Annotated in this window: 16 protein-coding genes and 4 pseudogenes; 13 read left to right on the forward strand and 7 right to left on the reverse strand. The window is 68.7% G+C overall.

Features of this window, described 5'->3' with window-relative positions:
- Positions 1 to 1,006: 1,006 nt before the first annotated feature.
- From AOK23_RS04420 to AOK23_RS44455, 7 genes and pseudogenes are all read left to right on the forward strand, one after another.
- The gene (locus AOK23_RS04420; RefSeq protein WP_055711433.1) at positions 1,007 to 1,858 is read left to right on the forward strand and encodes a fumarylacetoacetate hydrolase family protein; all 852 of its coding nucleotides are present in this window, start codon (positions 1,007 to 1,009) and stop codon (positions 1,856 to 1,858) included.
- A gap of 11 nt (positions 1,859 to 1,869) precedes the next feature.
- Positions 1,870 to 3,207, forward strand: a complete 1,338-nt coding sequence (locus AOK23_RS04425; protein WP_055711434.1) for an L-fuconate dehydratase — start codon at positions 1,870 to 1,872, stop codon at positions 3,205 to 3,207.
- Positions 3,204 to 3,962, forward strand: coding sequence for an SDR family NAD(P)-dependent oxidoreductase (locus tag AOK23_RS04430; RefSeq protein WP_055711435.1), 759 nt, complete (start codon positions 3,204 to 3,206; stop codon positions 3,960 to 3,962). The genes AOK23_RS04425 and AOK23_RS04430 overlap by 4 nt, the downstream gene beginning before the upstream one ends.
- Positions 3,959 to 4,999, forward strand: a complete 1,041-nt coding sequence (locus tag AOK23_RS04435; protein ID WP_055711436.1) for an aldo/keto reductase — start codon at positions 3,959 to 3,961, stop codon at positions 4,997 to 4,999. Before AOK23_RS04430 ends, AOK23_RS04435 begins: the two co-directional genes overlap by 4 nt.
- Positions 4,996 to 5,307: an L-rhamnose mutarotase gene (locus tag AOK23_RS04440; RefSeq protein ID WP_055711437.1), complete on the forward strand. Its 312-nt coding sequence runs from the start codon at positions 4,996 to 4,998 to the stop codon at positions 5,305 to 5,307. Before AOK23_RS04435 ends, AOK23_RS04440 begins: the two co-directional genes overlap by 4 nt.
- Positions 5,304 to 6,211: pseudogene (locus tag AOK23_RS04445) on the forward strand (amidohydrolase family protein). Before AOK23_RS04440 ends, AOK23_RS04445 begins: the two are co-directional and overlap by 4 nt.
- Positions 6,202 to 6,456 (forward strand): annotated as a pseudogene (locus AOK23_RS44455) (heterodisulfide reductase-related iron-sulfur binding cluster); the annotation flags it as partial. The pseudogenes AOK23_RS04445 and AOK23_RS44455, both read left to right, overlap by 10 nt.
- Positions 6,457 to 6,819: 363 nt before the next feature.
- Here the strand turns inward: AOK23_RS44455 and AOK23_RS04450 are convergent.
- Both AOK23_RS04450 and AOK23_RS04455 read right to left on the reverse strand, forming a co-directional pair.
- Complete coding sequence (locus AOK23_RS04450) at positions 6,820 to 8,772, reverse strand: alpha-L-fucosidase (protein ID WP_079049288.1); 1,953 nt, start codon at positions 8,770 to 8,772, stop codon at positions 6,820 to 6,822.
- Between the two features lie 609 nt (positions 8,773 to 9,381).
- A complete protein-coding gene (locus AOK23_RS04455) occupies positions 9,382 to 10,821 on the reverse strand; it encodes an RICIN domain-containing protein (RefSeq protein WP_055711439.1) in 1,440 nt (479 codons plus the stop codon).
- Positions 10,822 to 11,175: 354 nt separating this feature from the next.
- Between AOK23_RS04455 and AOK23_RS04460 the strand changes: the two genes are divergently transcribed.
- The 3 genes from AOK23_RS04460 to AOK23_RS04470 all read left to right on the forward strand — a co-directional run bounded on the left by AOK23_RS04460 (position 11,176) and on the right by AOK23_RS04470 (position 14,840).
- Positions 11,176 to 13,518 carry an alpha-L-fucosidase gene (locus AOK23_RS04460; RefSeq protein WP_055711440.1) on the forward strand — a complete coding sequence of 781 codons (2,343 nt, stop codon included), beginning with the start codon at positions 11,176 to 11,178 and terminating at the stop codon, positions 13,516 to 13,518.
- A 640-nt stretch (positions 13,519 to 14,158) separates the two neighbouring features.
- Positions 14,159 to 14,353: a hypothetical protein gene (locus tag AOK23_RS04465; RefSeq protein WP_055711441.1), complete on the forward strand. Its 195-nt coding sequence runs from the start codon at positions 14,159 to 14,161 to the stop codon at positions 14,351 to 14,353.
- Positions 14,354 to 14,447: 94 nt separating this feature from the next.
- The gene (locus tag AOK23_RS04470; RefSeq protein ID WP_055711442.1) at positions 14,448 to 14,840 is read left to right on the forward strand and encodes a VOC family protein; all 393 of its coding nucleotides are present in this window, start codon (positions 14,448 to 14,450) and stop codon (positions 14,838 to 14,840) included.
- Between the two features lie 106 nt (positions 14,841 to 14,946).
- Here AOK23_RS04470 and katG read toward each other — a convergent pair whose 3' ends face one another.
- Positions 14,947 to 17,136 carry a catalase/peroxidase HPI gene (katG, locus tag AOK23_RS04475; RefSeq protein WP_055711443.1) on the reverse strand — a complete coding sequence of 730 codons (2,190 nt, stop codon included), beginning with the start codon at positions 17,134 to 17,136 and terminating at the stop codon, positions 14,947 to 14,949.
- Positions 17,137 to 17,718: 582 nt separating this feature from the next.
- Between katG and AOK23_RS49370 the strand changes: the two are divergent.
- Positions 17,719 to 18,044: pseudogene (locus AOK23_RS49370) on the forward strand (hypothetical protein); the annotation flags it as partial.
- Positions 18,045 to 18,061: 17 nt separating this feature from the next.
- On the opposite strand, the gene AOK23_RS04480 reads toward AOK23_RS49370, so the two are convergent.
- Complete coding sequence (locus AOK23_RS04480) at positions 18,062 to 19,207, reverse strand: DUF4190 domain-containing protein (RefSeq protein ID WP_240496247.1); 1,146 nt, start codon at positions 19,205 to 19,207, stop codon at positions 18,062 to 18,064.
- A 1,087-nt stretch (positions 19,208 to 20,294) separates the two neighbouring features.
- Positions 20,295 to 20,495, reverse strand: coding sequence for a hypothetical protein (locus AOK23_RS49375; RefSeq protein ID WP_240496245.1), 201 nt, complete (start codon positions 20,493 to 20,495; stop codon positions 20,295 to 20,297).
- A 24-nt stretch (positions 20,496 to 20,519) separates the two neighbouring features.
- On the opposite strand from AOK23_RS49375, the gene AOK23_RS49380 reads away from it, so the two are divergent.
- Positions 20,520 to 20,807, forward strand: coding sequence for a hypothetical protein (locus AOK23_RS49380; RefSeq protein WP_240496246.1), 288 nt, complete (start codon positions 20,520 to 20,522; stop codon positions 20,805 to 20,807).
- Here the strand turns inward: AOK23_RS49380 and AOK23_RS44470 are convergent.
- Positions 20,787 to 21,071, reverse strand: a complete 285-nt coding sequence (locus AOK23_RS44470; protein WP_079049289.1) for a YciI family protein — start codon at positions 21,069 to 21,071, stop codon at positions 20,787 to 20,789. The genes AOK23_RS49380 and AOK23_RS44470 overlap by 21 nt on opposite strands.
- Before the next feature lie 202 nt (positions 21,072 to 21,273).
- Positions 21,274 to 21,780: a DUF6624 domain-containing protein gene (locus AOK23_RS04490; protein ID WP_055711445.1), complete on the reverse strand. Its 507-nt coding sequence runs from the start codon at positions 21,778 to 21,780 to the stop codon at positions 21,274 to 21,276.
- A gap of 274 nt (positions 21,781 to 22,054) precedes the next feature.
- Here AOK23_RS04490 and AOK23_RS48760 point away from each other — a divergent pair.
- Positions 22,055 to 22,311 (forward strand): annotated as a pseudogene (locus tag AOK23_RS48760) (hypothetical protein); the annotation flags it as partial.

The raw sequence follows: 22,311 nt of genomic DNA on the forward strand, positions 1-22,311 counted from the left end.
GCCGATGGCGGGCTTGTCACCACCCGAGGCGCCCGAGTCGGTGCTTTCGCGGTTGCACGCGGTGGCGAGGGCCAGTACAGCGAGGACGGCGGTGGCGGCCGCGGCGGTGGAGCGGGTGCGAGCGAGCTTCATGGCCGGGTTCTCTCCTTAGCCAGGGGCACAGGGCCACAGGGCAACGGTGGGAGGGCGTACCTGCCTGGGGGGAGTGGCGAGGTCGCGACGGGCAGGTGCCGATCCGGCGCGGAAATACGCGGATCATGCCCGTGAGGGTCGGGTGTGAGGGTCAGCCGGGGACCGAGGATGCGGAGGCGAAGCGACCGCACGGATACGAGTCGAACGGACGCCCCGGAGGGTGCATCCATTCCTCCGATGTATCCCGGCGTCGAGGACGTTACGACGACGTTGCCGACGTTGACAAGAGTTCGACGTCAGAGATTTGCGGGACACCACGCCGTAGGGCGTCGATGCGCCGTCCCGACCGTGTTGCTCCGCGCTGAAACCCTGTATGACCTGCGAGGTTTTGGACCTCGTGCGTGGCAGGCGATGCGCTGTGGCAGCTCACAATTCGACAACGGCGCTGCCTGGGCCGGTGGGGGCGGGTGCAGGAGCGGGCCCCCGGCGGGACATATCCCCTCCGGGGGTCGGTGATGTGCTGTGCTGGCCGCGGCCGCGCTCCCACCAGGGAAGACGGTCCTGGTGCCCACTGTGGATTCATCGGATGGTGGGTCGCGTCTTGACGCCGTGGCCATGCGGGGCCCCGGCAGATCTCCTTCACTGGGCGCTTTGACTGGCAACGGCGAGGAAATACATCCGAGGACTCCATTGCCAGGTGCGAGCTCCGCATCTAAGGTCACTGTGCCGCCATACATCCGATGAATGGCTTTGCGGAGGGGCGGAGTCCGCCCACAGGCCCGGCCCCGGCGCACCGCAGGCGGCCCAACTGCAGGCGGTCCAGCCCCAGGCCGACCACCCCTCAGACGCAACCCGCATGGCAAGGGAGTCCCCAATGAAACTGCTACGTGTCGGCGCCCCCGGCGAGGAGCGGCCCGCAGTCCGCGCCGATGACGGCCGGCTGCTGGACCTGTCCTCGGTGACCCGGGACATCGACGGTGTCTTCCTGGCCTCCGGGGGAGTGGACCGGGCCCGCGCGGCGGTCGAGGCGGGCGGACTGCCCGAGCTCGACACCGACGGCCTGCGGATCGGCGCCCCCGTCGCCCGCCCCGGCAAGGTCATCTGCGTCGGTCTGAACTACCGCGACCACGCGGCCGAGACCGGCGCGGCGATTCCCCCGCGTCCGGTGGTCTTCATGAAGGATCCGGGCACGGTCGTCGGCCCGTACGACGAGGTGCTGATCCCGCGCGGGTCGGTGAAGACCGACTGGGAGGTCGAGCTCGCGGTCGTCATCGGACGCCGAGCCCGATATCTGGAGGGCCCCGAGGAGGCGGCGGAGGTAATCGCGGGCTACGCGATCAGCCATGACGTCTCGGAGCGCCAGTTCCAGCTGGAGTACTCCCCCCAGTGGGACCTGGGCAAGTCCTGCGAGACCTTCAACCCCCTCGGCCCCTGGCTGGTCACCGTCGACGAGGCCGGCGACCCCCAGAATCTCGGCCTGCACCTGAGCGTCAACGGCGTGAAGCGGCAGGACGGTCACACCAGCGACATGATCTTCCCGGTCCACCAGGTCGTGGCCTACCTGAGCCAGTACATGGTCCTGGAACCGGGCGACGTGATCAACACCGGTACACCCGCGGGCGTGGCTCTGGGCCTGCCCGGCACTCCCTTCCTGCGCCCCGGCGACACCGTCGAGCTCGAGATCAACGGGCTCGGAGGCCAGCGCCAGACCTTCGGCCAAGCGTGAAAGGCACCCCCTTGACTACCACCTCCGCCCGGATCACCGCGGTCGACACCTATGACGTCCGCTTTCCCACCTCGCGGGAACTGGACGGGTCCGACGCGATGAACCCGGACCCCGACTACTCCGCCGCCTATGTCGTGCTGCGCACCGACGCCGGCGACGGGCACGAGGGCCACGGTTTCACCTTCACCATCGGTCGCGGCAACGACGTCCAGGTCGCCGCGATCGGAGCTCTGCGGCCCCACCTCGTGGGGCGCTCCGTGGAGGAGCTGTGCACCGACCCGGGCTCGGTCAACCGCGACCTGATCGGTGACAGTCAGCTGCGCTGGCTCGGCCCCGAGAAGGGCGTGATGCACATGGCGATCGGCGCCGTGGTCAACGCCGTGTGGGACTTGGCCGCCAAGCGGCAGGGCCAGCCGCTGTGGCGGCTGCTCGCCCACGCCGACCCCGAGTGGCTGGTCTCCCAGGTCGACTTCCGTTACATCGCCGACGCCCTCACCCCCGGCGACGCCCTCCAGCTGCTCCGCGACGGCAGGACCGGGCTCGCCGAGCGCGAGGCGGTGCTGTTGGAGCGCGGCTACCCCGGGTACACCACCTCTCCGGGCTGGCTCGGCTACTCCGACGAGAAGCTCACGCGCCTGGCCGAGCAGGCCGTCGCCGACGGCTTCACCCAGATCAAGCTCAAGGTCGGCGCCGACCTCGCCGACGACCTGCGCCGTATGCGCACCGCGCGCGCCGCTGTCGGCGACCAGATCCGCATCGCCATCGACGCCAACCAGCGCTGGAACATCGGCGAGGCCATCGAGTGGACCAACGCGCTGGCCGAGTTCGATCCGTACTGGATCGAGGAGCCCACCAGCCCCGACGACGTCCTCGGCCATGCCGCCGTCCGTGAGGGCGTCGCCCCGGTGAAGGTCGCCACCGGCGAACACGTCCAGAACCGCATCATCTTCAAGCAGCTCCTCCAGGCCGGTGCCATCGACGTTCTCCAGATCGACGCCGCACGCGTCGGCGGCGTCAACGAGAACCTCGCCATCCTGCTGCTCGCCGCGAAATTCGGGGTCCCGGTCTGCCCGCACGCCGGCGGAGTCGGCCTGTGCGAACTGGTCCAGCACCTGTCGATGTTCGACTATCTGGCCCTGTCCGGCACCACCGACGACCGGGTCATCGAGTTCGTCGACCATCTCCACGAGCACTTCACCGCCCCCGTGGTGATGCGCGACGGCCACTACACCGCACCGCTGACCCCCGGCTTCTCCGCCACCATGCGGGAGGAGTCCATCGCCGAATACCGCTACCCGGACGGCGAGTTCTGGGTCGCCGACCGCGCCGTTCAGGAGGAGGTGGCATGACCGGTCTGTCAGGGCTGAGGGCCGTCGTCACCGGGGGAGCGTCCGGTATCGGGCTCGCCACAGCACGCACACTCGCGGCGCAGGGCGCGGCGGTCGCCGTGCTCGACCTCGATCCGGGCGGTGTCAGCGAACCGCTGCTCGGCCTGAGGGCCGACGTCAGCGACGACGCCTCCGTGCGCGCCGCCGTGGAACAGGCGGCCGAGCGGCTCGGTGGCCTGGACATCCTCGTGAACAACGCCGGCATCGGCGCGGTGGGCACCATCGAGGACAATTCGGACGAGCAGTGGCACCGGGTTCTGGACGTCAACGTTCTCGGCATGGTCCGCACCACGCGCGCCGCCCTGCCCCACCTGCGCCGCTCCGCGCACGCGGCCGTCGTCAACACATGCTCGATAGGCGCCACCGCCGGGCTGCCGCAGCGTGCCCTGTACTGCGCCAGCAAGGGCGCGGTCCTCTCCCTGACCCTCGCCATGGCCGCCGACCACGTCCGCGAGGGCATCCGCGTCAACTGCGTCAACCCCGGCACCGCCGACACCCCCTGGGTCGGCCGGCTCCTCGACGCGGCCGACGACCCCGAGGCCGAGCGCGCCGCCCTCAACGCCCGCCAGCCCATGGGACGCCTCGTCACCCCCGACGAGGTCGCCGCCGCCGTCGCCTACCTGGCCAGTCCCGCCGCGGCCTCCGTCACCGGCACCGCGCTCGCGGTGGACGGCGGCATGCAGGGCCTGCGGCTGCGCCCGGTGGACCGGTCGTGAGGACCACCACTCTGAGCGGCAGCGTCGTACAGGTCTCGGAACTGGCGCTGGGCTGTGCCGCCCTCGGCAACCTCTTCCACCCGGTCACCGAAGAGGCCGCCCACGCCACGGTGGAGGCGGCCTGGGACGCCGGCGTCCGTACCTTCGACACCGCGCCCCACTACGGTCTCGGCCTGTCGGAACGGCGGCTCGGCGCCGCCCTGCGCGACCGCCCCCGCGACGCCTACACCCTCTCCACCAAGGTGGGCCGGCTTCTCGTGCCGGACCCGGAGGGCGGCGCCGGTGACGACCTCGCCCACGGCTTCGCCGTCCCGGCCACCCACCGCCGCGTCTGGGACTTCAGCGCCGACGGAGTGCTGCGCTCCCTGGAGGCCAGCCTGGAACGTCTCGGCCTCGACCGTGTCGACGTGGCCCTGCTGCACGACCCCGACGACCATGCCGACCAGGCGCTGGACGAGGCGTACCCGGCGCTGGAGCGGCTGCGTACCGAGGGGGTGGTCGGCGCGATCGGCGTCGGGATGAACCAGTCCGCGCTGCCCGCCCGGTTCATGCGCGAGACCGACATCGACGTGGTGCTGCTGGCCGGCCGCTACACCCTCCTGGAACAGGACGGGCTCACCGAACTGCTCCCGGAGGCGGCCGTCCGCGGCCGGAGCGTGGTCATCGGCGGGGTGTTCAACTCCGGGCTCCTGACAGCCCCCCGGCCCGGCGCCCCATACGACTACGCACCCGCTCCACAGCCGGTCCTCGACCGGGCGCTGCGGCTGCTCGCGGTCTGCGAACGCCATGGCGTGCCGCTGCGTGCCGCCGCGTTGCGCTTCCCGTTCGGCCATCGAGCGGTCGCGAGCGTCCTGACCGGCGCGCGCACTCCCGAGGAGGTGCGCGACACGATGGAGCAGCTGCGGCGTCCGATTCCGGACGCCCTGTGGGACGAGCTGCGCGCCGAGGGCCTGCTGGACCCGGACACCCCCGTCCCAGCAGCAACCGGGGAAGCCGCGCCGATCGGGGAGGCAATGCCGTCGAAGGAGCCGTCATGAGGGTTGCCCTGCACACCAAGGTCCGCGCCGACCGTATCGACGAGTACGAGGCCGCGCACCGGGAGGTGCCCGAGGAACTCACCGCCGCCATCCGCGCCGCGGGGGTGACGGAATGGACGATCTGGCGCAGCGGCACCGACCTCTTCCACGTGCTGGAGGTCGAGGACTACCAGGCGATGATCGCCGAACTCGACAAGTTGCCCGTCAACATCGCCTGGCAGGCCCGGATGGCCGACCTGCTCGACGTCGTCCACGACTACTCCGCGCAGGGCGCGGACGCCTCGCTGCCGGTGGTGTGGGGACTGTGACCGGAGCGGAAACCGTGCCCGGCATCGTGGATGCCCACCACCATGTGTGGGACCTGTCCGTGCGCGACCAGGACTGGATCAGCGGAGACGAACTCGCCCCACTACGACGCGACTTCACCCTTGCCGACCTTGCGCCGGAGGCGCGTACGGCCGGTGTCACCGCCACCGTCCTGGTGCAGACGATCACCGTGCCGGAGGAGACCCCGGAGTTCCTGGCCCTGGCCGCCGACAGCGACCTGGTCGCCGGAGTCGTCGGCTGGACCGATCTGACCGCCCCCGACATCGCCGACACCCTCGCGGAGCTGCGCGCGGGCCCCGGCGGCGAGCACCTGGTCGGCATCGCCACCAGGTGCAGGGCGAACCGGACCCGCGCTGGCTCGTACGCCCTGAGGTGCTGCGCGGCCTTTCCGCGGTCGCCGAGGCGGGACTCGTCTACGACCTCGTGGTGAAGCCCCACCACATCGCGGCGGCCGTCGAGGCCGCGGAGCGCCTGCCCGGCCTCACCTTCGTCCTCGACCACCTCGGCAAGCCGCCCATCGCGTCCGGCGAACTCACCCCCTGGGCGCAGCAGATCCGGCGCCTCGCCGCCCTTCCCAACACCGTCTGCAAACTCTCCGGCATGGTCACGGAAGCCGACTGGGGCTCCTGGACCGTCGCGGACCTCACGCCGTACGCCGACACCGTCCTCGACGCCTTCGGCCCCGTCCGGCTGATGTTCGGCTCGGACTGGCCGGTCTGCCGGCTCGCCGCCACGTACGCCGAGGTGATCGCCGTCGCACGGGCGCTGACGGCCGGGCTCGGCCCGGCCGAGCGTCACGACGTCTTCACCGGTACGGCCGTGCGGACCTACGACCTGCGCGACACCGCACGGCCGGCCCCGCCCCAGGAAAGTCCATGCGCATAGCCCTCTTCATCACCTGTTTCAACGACACGATGCTCCCGCGCACCGGTCGGGCGGTGACCGAACTGCTGGAGCGCCTCGGCCACACGGTGGAGTTCCCGCAGGGCCAGACGTGCTGCGGTCAGATGCACTTCAACACCGGATACCGCCCCGAGACCCTGCCCATGGTCCGCCGGTTCGCCGAGGTCTTCGCGGGCTACGACGCCGTCGTCGCCCCTTCCGGGTCCTGCGCGGGCATGGTGCGCGACCACCACCGCGTGGTGGCAGCCCAGTACGGCGACGCCGCGCTCACCGAGGCGGTAGAGCGGGTGGTGCCGACGGTGTACGAACCGTCGGAACTCCTCGTCGACGTCCTCGGCGTCACCGACGTCGGCGACGAGTATCGCCGACAGCCGTGCGAGAACAGCGGACATGTGCGTTCCTTGTCTTTCTGCGGGTGCCTCAAGGCAAGTGGAGGTCTTGGGCGAAGCCCGTCGCAGTACGGCCGGACGCTGGTGGGGAGTCAGGCACGCGTACGTTCTGTGGGCGCGGGGTGCCCAAGCGCCCCGCGCCACAAAGAACCGTCACCGCCACTTCCTCCCACCAGACCGAGGGGGCGGCGGAGGGCAGGATCAGACGGAAACGATCTGCCACTGCTGCTCGCTGCGGCCCGCGTAGGGCTGCTGTTCGATGGCGGCTCCGTTGGCGGTGCTGCCCTCGTCGACGGCGAGGCAGAGCCCGCTGTAGCGGTTGATGAGGAAGTAGTGTCCCTCGCCGGTGGGGGTGACGGCCCAGTGCTGCTGGGGGGCGCTGGCGTCTCCCCAGATGCCGGCGGTGCCGCCGTCGGCGCGGGAGAGACCCTGGATCTCCAGGAGCTTGCCGCTGCCCACACCCTTGATCTTGTAGTAGCCGTCGCCGGTCTTGACGAAGGTCCACTTCTGGTTCGTCTGGTCGAGCCAGGGCCATTGCTGGACCGGGGTGTTGTCGGTGGTGCGCCTGCCCACCACGTCGGCGACCTGGCCGCTGTTGCGGTTGACCAGGCGGTAGACGGTGCCGTCGCCGGGCAGCGTGGTGGACACCAGGGCGGGCTTGAGGGACCGGCCGCCGATCCTCACGCCGCTGATGTTGGCGTAGCCGCCGGTGGCGGCGTTGACCTGGATGCGTACGAAGCCCACGTTCCGGTTGGGCCACTCGACCAGCTTCATCTTCTTGTTGCCGGCCCAGGTGCCGGTGGCGACCTGGGTGAAGTTGACCCCGTCGGTGCTGGTCAGGATTGTGTAGGAGGTGATGTCGCCGTCGGTGGTGTTGTTGCGGTTCCACTGCTTGGGCAGGTACTCCAGGGTGGAGACGTTGCTCCACACACCGCCGAGGTCGATGGTGATGGACTGCGGCAGCGGCGACGGCAGGCCCCAGGTCGACCAGCAGGTCTCGTAGCGGACGTCGCTGAGTCCGTCGATGGCGTGGAGTGGTCCCTCGCCGGTGTGGAAGCCGGTGGCGTAGGCGTTGACCGGTGTGACGGGGTGCTCGGCGCGCAGCGGCTGGGTGGGCAGCGGCGGCCGGGAGGAGTTGGGGATCCAGGCCGCTCCGACCTCGGCGAGCCGGTTGACGACGTTGGTGTCCAGGAGGCCGTTGCGGTTGGGCGGGCAGTTGAGGATGAACGAGGTGTACTTCGGTTCCAGGTCGGCCAGGTGCGAGAGGATCGCGTCCTTGCTCATCAGGCCCTCGGTCGGGGTGGAGGGGTGCCAGAACCAGCCGTTGCTGATGGTCTGCCCCTGCATTCCGGCGTAGGTGTTGCCCGCCGGCGCCGTGACGCCCAGCGGCTCCTCGAAGAAGATCGCGTCGCTGAGGAAGGGCTCCGACAGCCCGCCGATGTCGATCATGACGCAGTCCGGCTGCAGCTCCTTCACCAGCGAACGGATCCTCTGGTAGGAGACGGCCTGCTGCCCCATCTGCCATGCGTAACCATCAGTCATGAACATGTCGATGGTGCCGTAGTTGGTGAGCAACTCACGAATCTGACCGAGCATGAAGGTCATGTCGCCGGGCTGGATGGCGTCCGTGATCTCGAGGCCGGACACCTTGTGTCGGCTCTCCCACGCCTCGACACCGAAGGTGCGGTCCCAGATCGAGTAGTAGAACCCGACCTTCAGCCCCTTCGCCCGGAAGGCGTCGCAGTACGCCTTCACCACGTCCTGCTTGTAGGAGCTGTTCGCTACGTTCTGGGTGCCGTAGGCGCTCGGCCACAGGGCGAAGCCGTCGTGGTGCTTGGTGGTCAGGATGCCGTAACTCATCTTCGCTGCTGCGGCCGCGTCGGCCCACTGCGCGCAGTTGACACTCGGGGGAGCGAAGAGGGTGGGGCTCTGGTTGGGTGCCGCCCACTCCTGGTTCGTGAACGTGCCCAGGCTGAAGTGGTTGAACATGCCGAACCGCATGTCGACCATCCTGCTGAGGTTGGTCTGGGTGTCCGCGGCGTTCGCCTGTGACAGCAGGCCGGAGAAGCCGGGGACGAGCGGCAGGGCGGTCGCGGCGGTCGCCGCCCCCGCAGCACCGAGAAACGTACGGCGACTCATTCTTGGTGAGGACATGGCCCACTCCTGTGGATCGATGGCATTGCTTGAGGTGACTACGTGCTGGGACATTCGACGGCGGCCTGCGCGTCACTGTGTGCCGGGCGGCAGGCGACCGGGCTGCCCGGGAGGCGCGATCGGTGTCGAACGAAGCGACGTGCAGGCCGGTCTGCCAGGTGAACTGACAGGCCGCGCCGTCGTCGCCCAGAGCCCTGACAGGCCTTACACGCGGCGGGTGGTCGGCGGGTCAACATCGGATGTATTAACGAGCACCAGTTGGTGCCCTGTCTAGGGTCTCGACAGAAATAACCAGATCAACATCGAATCTGCCTGACAGGCGGGTTCGCGTCTCAAGGTAAGCGAGCTGATACATAGGAGGTATGAACAGTGAGACAGGTCGAGCGAAGAGGGGTGACTTCGCTCGGTGGACGCGGCCCCCGGCCGCGCCACCGAGACCCCGCGGGCTTCCCGCAAGGCCGTCGGACGTCCTGCACGGCCTGGGGCTTGATATTCCAGGGCGGCTCGGGCAGTCATGCCGGCAGCGCCGAGAGCAGCCGCGCTCACTGCCACGATCACCTGCTTGTTCTCGTCCGGGTGCGGACGTTGCCGTCCGCACCCGGACGGTCGTCACGCCGCGCGCCGCTGGAACTGCTGGTTGGTGCCGGTGCCGCAGGGCCACTGGATGAGGCGGGCGCCGTTGGTGGTGGAGGCGTCCTTCACGTCCAGGCACTTGCCGCTGTGCCGGGCCACCAGCCGGTAGTGGCCGCCTCCCTGGTCCTGGAACTGCCACTGCTGGTTGGTGCCGGTGGTGCAGCGGTACTGGTTCACGAAGGCACCGTCGGCGGTGGAGGCGCCCGAGACGTCCAGGCACTTGCCGCTGTGCTGGGCGAGAACGCGGACGTAGCCGCCGCCTGCGTCCTGGAGCCGCCACTGCTGGTTGAGGCCACCGCCGCAGGTGTACTGGAGGGCGATCGCGCTGTCGGAGGCCGAGTTGTCGGTGATGTCGAGGCACTTGCCGCTGTGCCGGGCGACCAGGTTGTAGTACGGGCCGCCGCCCACGCCGGTGACCGTGCCGGCGGCGGTGTCGAGGGCGACCTGCGGGTACCAGGGCAGGTTCATGGTGGTCCGGGTAGGGAAGGTCAGCGGCAGCCAGACGTACTGCGAGTCGTTGACGGTGCCGCCCATGGAGTTGCCCCAGCGGTCGCCCATGTAGAGGTACGAGGTACCGGAGGTGCCCTGGACGGGCAGCACGAACGTGGTCTGGGAGCCGTAGCCGGTGTCGTCGCCGATGTCGGTCATGGCTGTCCAGGGACCGGCGATGCTGTCGGCGGTGGCGTACTTCTGCTGGTTGGGCTTCCAGCCGCTGTTGCCGGAGGTGAGCATGAAGTAGACGCCGTTGCGCTTGAACAGTGCCGGAGCCTCTCGGAAGGTGCCGGACCAGGGGTTTGCGGTCAGGCTCTCGTAGGCCGTGTAGTCGGTGGTGAGCTTCCAGATCTGCAGGTCGGCGTTGCCGGCCGCGGAGGTGATCTGGTACGCCGTGCCGTCGTCGTCCTTGAACAGGGTCATGTCACGGGACGTGGTGCCGGACGGCGGGCGGAAGCTGCCCTGCCAGGTGTAGTCGCCGTCGACGGTGTCGGAGACGGCGACGGCGGCACGGGCCTGGTTGTAGTCGCTGCCGTTCTCCTTGTGCATCCACATGACGAACTTGCCGGTGGCGGAGTTGAAGATGACCTTGGGCCGCTCGATGTTGGCGACCGTCAGCTCGGGGGCGCTGGCCTGGGTCAGGACGTTGTTCCTGAACTCCCAGGTCTTCAGGTCGGTCGAGCGGTAGGCGGAGACGGCCTTGAAGGTGTTGTCGGCGTTGCGGTTCTCGCCGAACCAGTAGTAGTACGAGCCGACCTTGATCACCCCGCCACCGTGGGCGTGGACGACGGCGCCGGTGGAGTCGGTGAACTGAGTGGCGTTGGTGATGAGGACTGTGGCCGCCTGGGCGGGGGAGCCGGTGACAAGGAGCGCGGTCACGGCCAGGAGGGCGGCCGGCGCATGGGTGAGGGCACGTCGGAGCATCTGGATTCACCTCAACGAGGCTTGTGACTTGTTTGGTTGTGTGCGACTCCGTTTGAGGACGGTAGGGGGGAATGAGGGCTCCGTCAATGTCCAGGACCAGTACACATCCGATGTCTTTACGGCTCACCCCTTCCTCTCCGAAGTGAGGTCCCCGATTTATGCGATGCTTCGACGCGCCTCTAGACACGGCGCGGTCTGTTGCTGATTAATACATCCGATGTCACCTGGGTGAAGCACACCTCCGTGCGGCTTCCTGTGTCTCGCCTTCCCCGAGGTGCTCCATCCGACCTGTTCGGCCCCGACGCTGAGCCGCAGCACATGTGTGCTGTCTTGTGGACAGTCAGGAGAAAGACCTTGTCACAGCCGATCACTCGACGAAGAGTGCTGGCCGGAATGGCGGCCATGACGGTCGCCGCTGCTGTCTCCCCGACCCTCGCGGTACCCGCTCATGCCGCTGTCGCCGGTGAGCCGTTGCCGCTCCCGCCGCTGCGGATCCCCAAGATCGACATGGGCGTGGAGCAACAGTCCAACGAGAAGATCGGGTGGTTGCGGGACGCCAAGCTCGGCATGTTCATCCACTGGGGTGTCTACTCCGGCCCGGCCAAGGGCGAGTGGTACATGGAGAACGCCGCTATCACCCCGGAGAACTACAAGAAGTACGTCACGGACGTCACCGGCGAGCAGTTCACCGCGACCGCCTACAACCCTGCCGACTGGGTCCAACTGGCCAAGGACATGGGCGCGAAGTACACGGTGCTCACGGCCCGCCACCACGATGGCTTCGCGCTGTGGCCGTCCACCCACCCGAACGCCTGGCACGCCGGACAGGCCCCGCTGCAGAAGGACTTCGTCGGCCAGTACGTCACCGCCGTACGCGAGGCCGGGCTGAAGGTGGGCCTGTACATGTCGCCGCTGAGCTGGCGCTACCCGGGCTACTACGACGTCCGCGGCACCAACTGCCTGCCCAACAAGTGGGGCTACACCACGGATCCCGCGCACAAGGAGAACGCGCGGATCATGAAGAACGAGCTGTACCAGCAGGTCAGGGAGTTGGTCACCCAGTACGGCAAGATCGACGACCTGTGGTGGGACGGCGGCTGGCTCGGCCAGCAGGGCTCCGACGCGGACGCCGCGTTCTTCTGGGAGCCCGGCAAGTTCCGCGACCCGGCGAACGAGTGGCCGGTGGACTCCGCCCACAGCGAGACCGATCCCGCCACCGGCAAGCCGCTGGGCCTGACCGGGCTGGTGCGCAAGCACCAGCCGGACATCGTCACCACCCTGCGCTCGGGCTGGATCGGCGACTACACCAGCGAGGAGGGCCCCTCCGTGCCCTCCGGCGCGATCCGCACCGCACGCGTCGCGGAGAAGTGCTTCACCATCGGCGGTGCCTGGGGCTACAAGGCCGGCGCGAGCGTGATGGGCTTCGGCACGGCCATGAACATCCTGGTCAATGCCTGGGTGCGGAACATGACCTGCCTGGTCAACGTCGGACCGGACCGCACCGGCGTGGTCCCCACCGCCCAGGCCGACCTGGTGCGCCGGATCGGTTCCTTCATGACCACCTGCGGCGAGGCCGTCTACGGCACCACCGGCGGCCCCTGGCAGCCTCTCGACGGCAAGTACGGCTACACCTACAAGGGCAGCACCTTCTACCTCCACCTGCTGCCCGGCTACAGCGGCACCTCCTTCACCACCCCCTCGATCGGAGACGCCCAGGTCACACGGGTCTACGACGTGGCCTCGGGCACCGACCTGCCGTACTCCGTCAGTGCGGACGGCAAGGTGACGGTCACCGGGATCAACCGGACCCGCATCCCCGAGGACAGCGTGGTCGGCGTGACCCTGGACCGGACCGTGCAGCCGGCCGACATCGCCGCGGGCAGGACCGCCACCGCCAGCAGCGAGGAGACCTCCAAGGGCAACACCGCGGCCAAGGCCGTCGACGGCTCCACCGCCACCCGCTGGTGCGCCAACAACGCCAACACCGGCAACTGGCTCAAAGTCGATCTGGGAGCGGTCAAGTCGGTCACCGGCGCCCGTATCGCCTGGGAACTGGACGCCACCAACTACCGCTACCGCGTCGAGGGTTCCACCGACAACGCCACCTGGACCACGCTCGCCGACCGCACCGACACCACGAGCACCAGCCAGGTGCAGACCGTGGTACTCAGTGCCCAGGCCCGCTACATACGGGTCACGGTCACCGGACTGCCCTCCGGGGTCTGGGCGTCCATCCGCAACCTGGAGGTCTACGACCGGCCCTTCACCGCGGACCTGGGCACCTTCAAGCTGGTGAACCGCAAGAGCGGCAAGGTCATGGACGTCAGCGACGCCTCCAGCGCCGACGGCGCCTCCATCATCCAGTGGCCCTCGACAGGCGGCACCAACCAGCAGTGGAAACTGCTGCCGAACACCGACGGCTCCTACCGGCTGGTCAACGTCCGCAGCGGCAAACTCCTGGAGAGCCCGGACAACTCCCTCAAGGGCGCGCCCCTGGACCAGTCGACCGACGACGGCGGCGACAACCAGTGGTGGAAGCTGGTCCCCTCCCAGGCCAGCGGCTACTACCGGCTCGTCAACGTCCGTAACGGATGGTGCGCCGACGTCAAGGACGCCGCCATCACGGACGGTGTCAAGGTCATCCAATGGCCCATCACCGACGGATCGAACCAGGACTGGCAGCTCATCGTCCTGTGACGGTGTGTCGGCCAGGGGGCCGTGCCCTTGCGGCGCGGCCCCCTGGCCCTCGACCGCTCTCCCCACCCCAGCGCGTTCTCGCCTCGGCAGACAGTGGAACCGGGCGAGGGCACATGTCCGCGGAAGAGCGCGCCCGCGTCGGACCGCAGGGAACCCAGCCAGCTCGGTGATCGACGGAGCCGAAACACACACCTACGACACCGGCACCCAAGTCTTCAGGGAGGTGAACCCCTGCACAGCGTGAGACCTCGGGACCGCCGGAGATTCCGGCCGCTCGCTCTGGTCGCCGTGGCGATCGTGATCGCCACGACCGACCCGGGAGGGCGAACCAGGCCCCTCGTCGACTGTGGTCGGCCCGACGGGGCACTGCCTCCTGCGCGAGACGGCGCCGCCTCTCTTCGGCACGGTGGGCGAGGGCAGCGTCCCGGCGGGGGCTGGCGATCGCGTCCAAGAGGTTCTGTTCGGCCCTCGCGGCCGAAGTGCCAGAACGCGGGCCCGCCAGCCCTGCGGAAGGATGCGTGCACCGCCTCCCGTCGCGGCGCGTTCAACGATCTGCGCAGGCGCAGCCTGTCCGTCGACGGCGGCGAGCTGCCCTCTACCTCATTCTGGATCACGACTGGCATATGGAAGCGACAAGGCGGTGGGCTGGCTCCAGCCCGGCGCCGCCGCCCGCCCGGACGCCGTACCGGCGGCGGACGCGCCCGCGATGATCGTGGAACAGCTGAGCGGACGGGAACGGGACGTGCTGCGGCGGGCCACCGCCCAGATGAGGGAGCTGGCCGTGAACCGGCGCAACGACGCCGTACGCCGCGCGCGTGAACTCCGGCTGCTGTGACCCTCGCGTCATCAGCGTGGCGCGCCGATGACCGGGGTGCGTGTGGTGTGCCCTGAGATCTCGGAGCAGCTCACCCGTGAAGGAGAGACAGGGCATGTTCGGACAATCTCAGGCGTTCAGTGGCTTCGCGGTCGACGACATCGGCGAGGCCCGCCGGTTCTACGGTGAGACTCTCGGTCTCCGCGCGGAGGAGAGTGGGGAGGGGGACATGCGGATGCTGACCCTCACGCTCGGCGGAGGCACACGGGTCTTCGTCTACCCGAAGGAGTCGCACATCCCCGCGACCTTCACGATCCTCAACTTCCCCGTGGACGGCATCGAAGCCGCTGTCGACGAGCTGGAGCGGCGCGGCGTGAGCCTTGAGCGCTATCCCGGGTTCGACCATGACGAGAGGGGCATCGTCCGGGCGGGTGACGGCGGCCCCGCCGCGATCGCGTGGTTCACCGACCCCGCCGGGAACGTTCTCTCCGTACTCCAGGAGACATGAGGACGGCGGGCACGCCCGCTGCGGGTGGAGCGCGCGTGCCCCACCGGGGAGGCGTTGCCGGGACTCCGGGCGAGCAGTGCTCACCGCCCCGAGCCGGGCATCGGGTTCAGGAGAGGTCGAACCGATCGAGGTTCATCACCTTGTCCCACGCGGCCACGAAGTCACGCACGAACTTGTGCCCGGCGTCCCGGGACGCGTAGACCTCTGCGACGGCTCGGAGCTGGGAGTTCGCACCGAAGACGAGGTCCACCGCGGTGGCGGTCCACTTCAGCTCGCCTGTGGTGCGATCCCGGCCTTCGAACACGTTCTCGTCGGAAGCCGACGCCTTCCACTCCGTGCCCATCTCGAGCAGATGGACGAAGAAGTCATTGGTCAATGTCTCCGGTCGGTGTGTGAACACGCCGTGCGGCGAGCGCTTGTAGCCGGTGTTCAGGACGCGCATCCCGCCGATCAGCGCCGTCATCTCGGGAGCGGTGAGGGTCAGCAGATTGGCGCGGTCCAGCAGAAGTGTCTCCGGTGACAGCTTCTCTCCCGCCCGGAGGTAGTTCCGGAATCCGTCGGCCCTGGGCTCGAGCACGGCGAACGACTCCACGTCGGTCTGCTCCTGCGAGGCGTCCGTGCGCCCTGGTGCGAACGGGACCGCGATGTCGAACCCGGCGTTCCGCGCGGCTTGCTCGACAGCCGCGCACCCGCCCAGGACGATCAGGTCGGCGAGTGAGACCTTCGTCCGGCCCGCTTGCGCGAGGTCGAAGTCCTGCTGGATCCGCCCCAGTTTCTGCAGCACCTCAGCCACCTCGGGGAGGTGGTTGACCTCCCAGTCCTTCTGCGGGGTGAGTCGGATCCGGGCCCCGTTGGCCCCGCCCCGCATATCGGTGCCGCGGAAGCTGGCCGCCGATGCCCAGGCGGTGGTGACCAGTTGGGAGATGGACAGCCCCGAGGCGAGGATCCTGCTCTTGAGAGCGGTGATGTCCTCGTCCTGGACGAGTTCGTGGTCGACCGGGGGGACGGGGTCCTGCCACAGTTGCGGCTCGGGGACCCACGGGCCGAGGTAGCGCGTGACGGGTCCCATGTCGCGGTGCAACAGCTTGTACCAGGCCTTGGCGAACGCTTCCGCGAGTCTGCCCGGGTTCTCGTGGAAGCTCTTCGCGATCGGGCCGTAGACCGGATCCAGCTTCAGCGCCAGGTCCGTCGTCAGCATCATGGGGGCGTGTCTCTTCGACGGGTCATGAGCGTCGGGCACCGTGCCCCGGGCCGCGGGATCCGTGGGAGTCCACTGCTTGGCGCCGGCGGGGCTCGTCGTCAGCTCCCAGTCGTAGCCGAACAGGTTGTCCAGGTACCCGTTGTCCCACCGGGTCGGCTCGGTGGTCCAAGCGCCTTCGAGCCCACTGGTGAGTGTGTCGGAGCCCTTGCCGGTGCCGTACGTGTTCCGCCAGCCGAGACCCTGTTGCTCGACGGAGGCGGCCTCGGGCTCGGGGCCGATGTACGCGGGGTCGACCGCGCCATGACACTTGCCGAATGTGTGGCCGCCGACGATGAGTGCGACCGTCTCCTCGTCATTCATCGCCATGCGCCCGAAAGTCTCGCGAATGTCCCGGGCGGCGGCCAACGGATCCGGGTTTCCGTTGGGCCCCTCCGGATTGACGTAGATCAGTCCCATCTGTACGGCCCCGAAGGGAGCGGCGAGTTCCCTGTCACCGCTGTATCGCTCATCTCCCAGCCAGGTGTCCTCGGGACCCCAGAAGATCTCCTCGGGCTCCCAGATGTCCTCGCGGCCGAATCCGAAACCGAACGTCTTGAACCCCATCGATTCCATGGCACAGTTACCGGCGAAGACCAGGAGGTCGGCCCAGGAGATTTTCTGGCCGTACTTCTGCTTGACCGGCCAGAGCAGGCGGCGGGCCTTGTCGAGGCTCGCGTTGTCCGGCCAGCTGTTGAGGGGGGCGAAGCGCTGGGCGCCGGTGCCGCCACCGCCCCGGCCGTCGGCGACACGGTAGGTGCCCGCGGCATGCCAGCTCATCCGGATGAAGAGCGGGCCATAGTGGCCGTAGTCTGCAGGCCACCAGTCCTGTGACGTCGTCATCACCTCGAAGACGTCCTGTTTCAACGCGTCGAGGTCGAGGGTCGCGAACTCCCGGGCGTAATCGAAGTCCTCGTCCATCGGATTGGAACGGGACGAGTGCTGGTGGAGAATTTGAAGGTCCAGCTGATTGGGCCACCAGTCCCGGTTCGACCTGGGCCGAGTCGGCGTGGGGGTCGGGGAGGAGATCGCCGGGTTTTCGCTTTCGCTGCCGGACACGTCGTCCTTCTTTCTCTCTCGGTGTTTCCACGCGCGCGCCGATAATGTCGATGTCGGCGTTTATATGGTCGCGCACCGCGGGCGACACCGCTAGCAAACACGCAGAGCATTCCCGCGTGACAAACGTGTGAGCGGCGGCTTCTCTTTCGCCGTGAAATCGACCCGCCCACGACTTCGAGACGCTTCAGGACATCGGCGGGCGCGTGGCTCTCCACTGATCCCTCACGGGTGGATGGGCCTCTGCACCCGGCTCCGACGTCTCGGTGGTCTGCGACGAGGTCAGCGGCATGCCGGCGGTCCTGGCCGAGGGTGTCTACCGGCTGGTGTGTGTCCGCAGGGGCAAGGCCCTGGACAACGGCAACGTCACCACTCAAGGGCAGCCCGGTCATCCAGTGGACCCCGAACGCAGATCCGCCGGACGCTCGCCGAGGCAGCACTCGCCAGGGTCCAGGAAGGCGCCCGGGAGCACGCCCTCCTCGCCCACGGTCCCCGACCGCAGCCCGCGCCGGCGACGGCTCCACCGCAACACACCCAACAGCCCGGCACCCAGCACAGACCGGGCCGGACCACAGGAGGAGTCGCGTGAGCAACCCGGAAGAACACCTCAGCCCTGACGATGCCCGCGCCGGCGCCGCCGCGAAGAAAATGGCTGCGGCGCTCGACGAGGACCAGGAGCGCGAGCTCGATGAGCCCCTGGGGTGGCAGCCGCTCTGGAAGCGGCCCTGGAAGCCGAAGTCGAAGCGGCGAAGAAGGTGGAGCTGCGCAAGCAGCGGCGGCGGCTCCAGGACGCCGGACGTCGCCGCCTCCCCGCCGGTCAGTCGCGCCGGCCCCGGTCCCGGCAGAACCGTATCGGCAACGCGGTCGCGCGCCGCGACGCCCGCGCCCTCGGGCACGCCGGGTACGAAGATCATCCCAGTCCTCACGGTTACTGGCTCGACTTGGCGACAGTCGAGGGCGGGGTGAAGGCGAGACCCAGGTCCGAGCGGGCACTGCGGGTGGTGTCGCCGTCGACGTACTTGTAGCCGTTGTCGTAGTGCAGGTAGTACGTGTGGGCGTCACTTGTGGTGGCGGCCTTCGCCCATTCCGCGCGGGCGTCCTGCATGTCCCTCACCAGGGCGTCGACGGACTTGTCCGTGTGGCCCGGCCAGGTGTGACGGCGCAGCGTGTCCGCCTGCTCGCCGAGCACGTCCCGGACGTCCGCCGCCCAGTCCTTGTGGGCGCCGAGGTTCTCCTCGGCGTCTTCCTCGGGCTCCTCGTGGAGGACCTCGTCGACGGCGTTCATCGCCTTCAGGAACGCCAGCTGGTAGGCGTTGAGTGTGGACTCGTCGGTACGCAGCGGGTCCCGCAGGGTGCCGTACGCGTTGGTGTGGGTGAAGACGCAGGTGATCTTGTTGCCTCTCCAGGACCAGCTCTCTGCGGTGGGCGTCAGGTAGTTGACGCCGACCTTGTCGGTCAGCCTCCAGTGGTCCATCGCGTAGGCATCCCGGAGCGTCCAGCACTCGTCCTCGGCCTTGTCGGTGAGGTAGTCGTCGCCCGGGTAGTCGTCGTTGGACAGCGGGATGGTGCCGAACACCTCGGCATCGTGCTCGTAGTTGCAGGACACCCAGTCGACGTGGTCGGCGCCCCGGTCGAATTCCAAGCCCGGGACGTCGAAGTCGAAGCAGTCGCCCTTGGCGAGGAAGCGGCTACTGCTGTCTTTGGTGTCCTCCACGAAGCCCTCCCAAGAGTCGTGGACGACATTCGGGAACAGCAACAGGGCGATTCCCAGGGACGACGCGACCGCGCCCGCGATCGCCATGCCCTCGCCGCGCTCACCCCGCTTCTCGATCTGTACCAGCGCGATGATCCCGAGGACCAGCCCCACCGCCGGCAGGAAGCACAACAAGCCCAGCACAAGGGCGGCGATGGCAACGCCGTTGACCGGGGCAGAGCGGGCGAAGGGGGTGTAGCCCTGGCCCCAGACCTGGTAAGGGGCGTGTGGGTGCGGTCCCTGGAGGGGCGGATGCGGGCCCTGCAGTTGTGCAGACTGGTACAGGTCCTGGGGCTGCTGGGACCCGGAGGGCGGGGGCATGGACACGGGTACCGTACTCCTGATTCAACACTGACGTGCGACTGCTCGAGTCATTGCCAGTACTTGTGGATTGCCGTTCGGGGTTGACCAGATGAAGCGAGGCATGGCCGCGGCGACCTGACGGTCGTGGCTCCATTTGCGTACCGCCGCCAGTGCCCTGCGGTGCTCGAAACTGGATCGTCCTCTGCTCGTGGTCAGCCGTACGGTCGGGCGTTGCGCGGCATGGTCACCTCGGTGCACGCGGGGTCGCACTCCGCCGGAGCCCGGGCATCGGTGCTTTCTTTCAACCAGCGCCTTTCGAACCAGAAGGGGCTGCGGGCACGGGCAGTGCAAGGCCCCGGTACGAGCGCAAGTCTCCTTTGTCGCCTCATGAAGCGGTATCCGTGGAATCACGTAGTCCAACACGGAAACTTCAGTCGGGTCCGTCGGCGATGGCCGAACCCGGCAAGGAGTAACCGCTTCGGGCGGGGCGTTGGAAGGCATTCCGCCTGGTGGATGGGTGGGGCCGCGCAGCAAGGTTCACCGGAACAGGTCCAGTTCCGCGTGGCCGCCCGCCAATCCGGACACCACCGTTCTCTGGCATACGGCTCTCCGATGCTCTGCTCGTCCTGACCGACCTCGGAGTCAACCGTTGGCAGACGACCTACTCCACAGACAGCCGCCCACAACCAGCGTGAGCACCCCGGAAGACCGTCACACCAGCTCTTTGACTGTGCCTTCAAGTTGGCGGAAGCTCACTCTGGTGCGCACCGCGATGGCGGGCGCTCGCGTGCACTCGGTGCACCGCACTCGATGTTCCGCACCGCACCGGTGCGCGCACCGTCGACCGACCCCTTGACCAAGTCGGACTGGCGCGCTCGGCATCCCTGGCCCAGGTGTGCCACCCGGCACGTTTCTCCTTGCCACAGCATGTTCGGGCCGTCGGTCAGGCCGTGGTCAAGGGGGTTGTGTGATAGAGGGCCTGCCGCCGCGCGCACCTGGTGCGGTGCGGTGGGGCGCACGGTGCGGTGGATCTGTCTGGCGGTGGTGCGCACCCGATGCGCGGTGCGCACCACCGCCATCCTCGGCGCGCGCTACGCGAGCGCGCTCAGTGCGCACCGGCCGGTGCGGGGTGCGTATCGATGGCCTGGCCCAAGCCGACGGCCTTCAGCTGGCGCAGGGTGTCGGCGACGTCCTCGTGGTCCTCGGTGAGGAACTGTGCGGCGAAGTCGATGACGGCGCCGCGGGCGATGCCCTCCGCCGTGTCCGGCCCGGCCTGCGCCCAGGTCCGCAGCGAGGTCACGAACACGCGCCCGATCCCTCCAAGGCGAAGGTGCCCGCGCACGGCTCGGCCGCGGCCGGGCCGTGCAGCGCGGGTGACCGGGACGACGATGCGTTCGGCGACGTCGACGAGCAGCTCGGGCATCCGCGGTTCGGCGCAGGCGAATTCACGGGTGGCGTCGAAATCGTCGGCCTGGACGACCCGGAGGTAGTTGAAGGCACTGATGGCCGTGTGCGGGTCATCGGGGCGAGCGGCGTGGTGTCTGGCACGCCATCAAGCCTGCGCCCGCCACAGCCGCTACCGCCGACAAGCCGCGTGTCAGGAATGATCGCGACGTAGTCGGGTCAGACCCACAACCGGCGCCCATTCGCGCACACCAACCACCTGCACACCAGGGGTGCGGTAGTACGGATCGGTGTCGAGTATGCGGTCCAGCTCTTCGCGTTCCGTGTCGAAGACAAGGAGCGCACCGGTGTCGTCAGCCAACGGACCGGCGGCGACGAGACGGCCCTCCTCGTGAAGGCGGCTGAGGAGTGCGCGATGCGCCGGACGTGCCGCGAGGCGTTCAGGTGAAGCGGTCAAGGCAAGTTCGACAATCAGCATGCGCCCGACCGTAGCAGCGACAGCACCTGGCTACGGCTGTGCCAGCCCCGACCAGCAAGATCACGATCTACGGCTGGAGTACCAGGGCCTGTCCGGCGGATCATCACCTACGGCAGGTGACCTGGGCAGGGATCCGCCGGATGCGGATGCGGATGCGGATGCGGATGCGGATGCGGATGCGGATGCGGATGGGAACGGGGCGTCAGGCCATCGCGAACTTGGCAACGTACTCGTCGAAGGGATCGATGCCGACTTCTGCACGGAGTTCGTCCATGCGGTCGGGCTCTTCACAGGGCCAGGGGACCGGTACCCCGTCCTTCACGCCGGCGATCTGAGTGCCGTAAATCTGCTTGCGGCCCTCATTGACCAGCGTGCGGTCGCGCAAGAAGGCCAGCTCGCGTGGGCTGGCCAAGCCTGCCGACACCGCCTGCTGCATCAGCTTCAGGGCGCGTCGCTGAATTTCGAGCTGCCGGTCAGCGTGCTGGGCGATCAGCCACGCTGCGCGCGCGGCCTTCTCGCCGACCCGTTCCTCCGTCGGCCAGCCATACTCGTCCATGATCTCGCCGAGCCGGTCACCGTGCCGTGCGGTCAGTCGCCGCCAGGCCAGCTGCTCGGCAGGGTCGTCGCTGTTCGCGTGGGGGGCGGCCTGGTGATCCGCAGCGGCCATGCCCGTGAGTTCCGCGGCCAGTGCGGCAACGTCGTGCGCCACTCTCAACTCCCAGATCAGGTCAGTGTGTTGTGCCCGTTGCCAGCAAGCCTAAAGGCGCAATTCAGGCGTAAAGATCATTCCGGGGAACGGTGACAGGCGCGCCCCCGCACGGGGATAATGGATCTACCCCCGAAGCCAGAGGCGGATCGCCGCGACGGTCACGGTGCCCTTGTCCCGTCTCATGTGAACCCGTCTCTTTCTCACGGCGTTGTCGCTGCACCAGCTCCAGGAAATCTCGAAGAGTGGATCAGCTCGTGCTGGCAGATCCGGGCCCATGACGGGCAAGAGCAGGGCGGCCAGGTCGCCGAGGACGCCGTCGCCGAGGCGGTCGGCGATCTCCTGGAGTGAGCGGGCACAGGCCCGGAGGAAGCCGCCCCGGCCAAGCCGGTCCGCCGCAGCCGCAGCCGCGGGCACGAAGTCGGACACGGCCGGAGCCGCCGAGGCCGCGGACGGCTCCGCCGGTGCCGCCGAACCCGCCGGTGAGTCGGCGAACCTCGCCGAGACCGGAGGGTCCGACTCGACCTCGTACAT

It is taken from the genome of Streptomyces torulosus (genome assembly GCF_001419765.1).
Classification (GTDB): domain Bacteria; phylum Actinomycetota; class Actinomycetes; order Streptomycetales; family Streptomycetaceae; genus Streptomyces; species Streptomyces torulosus.

Bases quoted from the DNA above. Each gene is read 5' to 3' on its own strand.
- AOK23_RS04420 (WP_055711433.1), top strand. From the start codon at position 1,007: ATGAAACTGCTACGTGTCGGCGCCCCCGGCGAGGAGCGGCCCGCAGTC.
- AOK23_RS04430 (WP_055711435.1), top strand. From the start codon at position 3,204: ATGACCGGTCTGTCAGGGCTGAGGGCCGTCGTCACCGGGGGAGCGTCC.
- AOK23_RS04440 (WP_055711437.1), top strand. From the start codon at position 4,996: ATGAGGGTTGCCCTGCACACCAAGGTCCGCGCCGACCGTATCGACGAG.
- AOK23_RS04450 (WP_079049288.1), bottom strand. From the start codon at position 8,772: ATGTCCTCACCAAGAATGAGTCGCCGTACGTTTCTCGGTGCTGCGGGG.
- AOK23_RS04455 (WP_055711439.1), bottom strand. From the start codon at position 10,821: ATGCTCCGACGTGCCCTCACCCATGCGCCGGCCGCCCTCCTGGCCGTG.
- AOK23_RS04470 (WP_055711442.1), top strand. From the start codon at position 14,448: ATGTTCGGACAATCTCAGGCGTTCAGTGGCTTCGCGGTCGACGACATC.
- AOK23_RS04480 (WP_240496247.1), bottom strand. From the start codon at position 19,207: ATGCCCCCGCCCTCCGGGTCCCAGCAGCCCCAGGACCTGTACCAGTCT.
- AOK23_RS44470 (WP_079049289.1), bottom strand. From the start codon at position 21,071: ATGCTGATTGTCGAACTTGCCTTGACCGCTTCACCTGAACGCCTCGCG.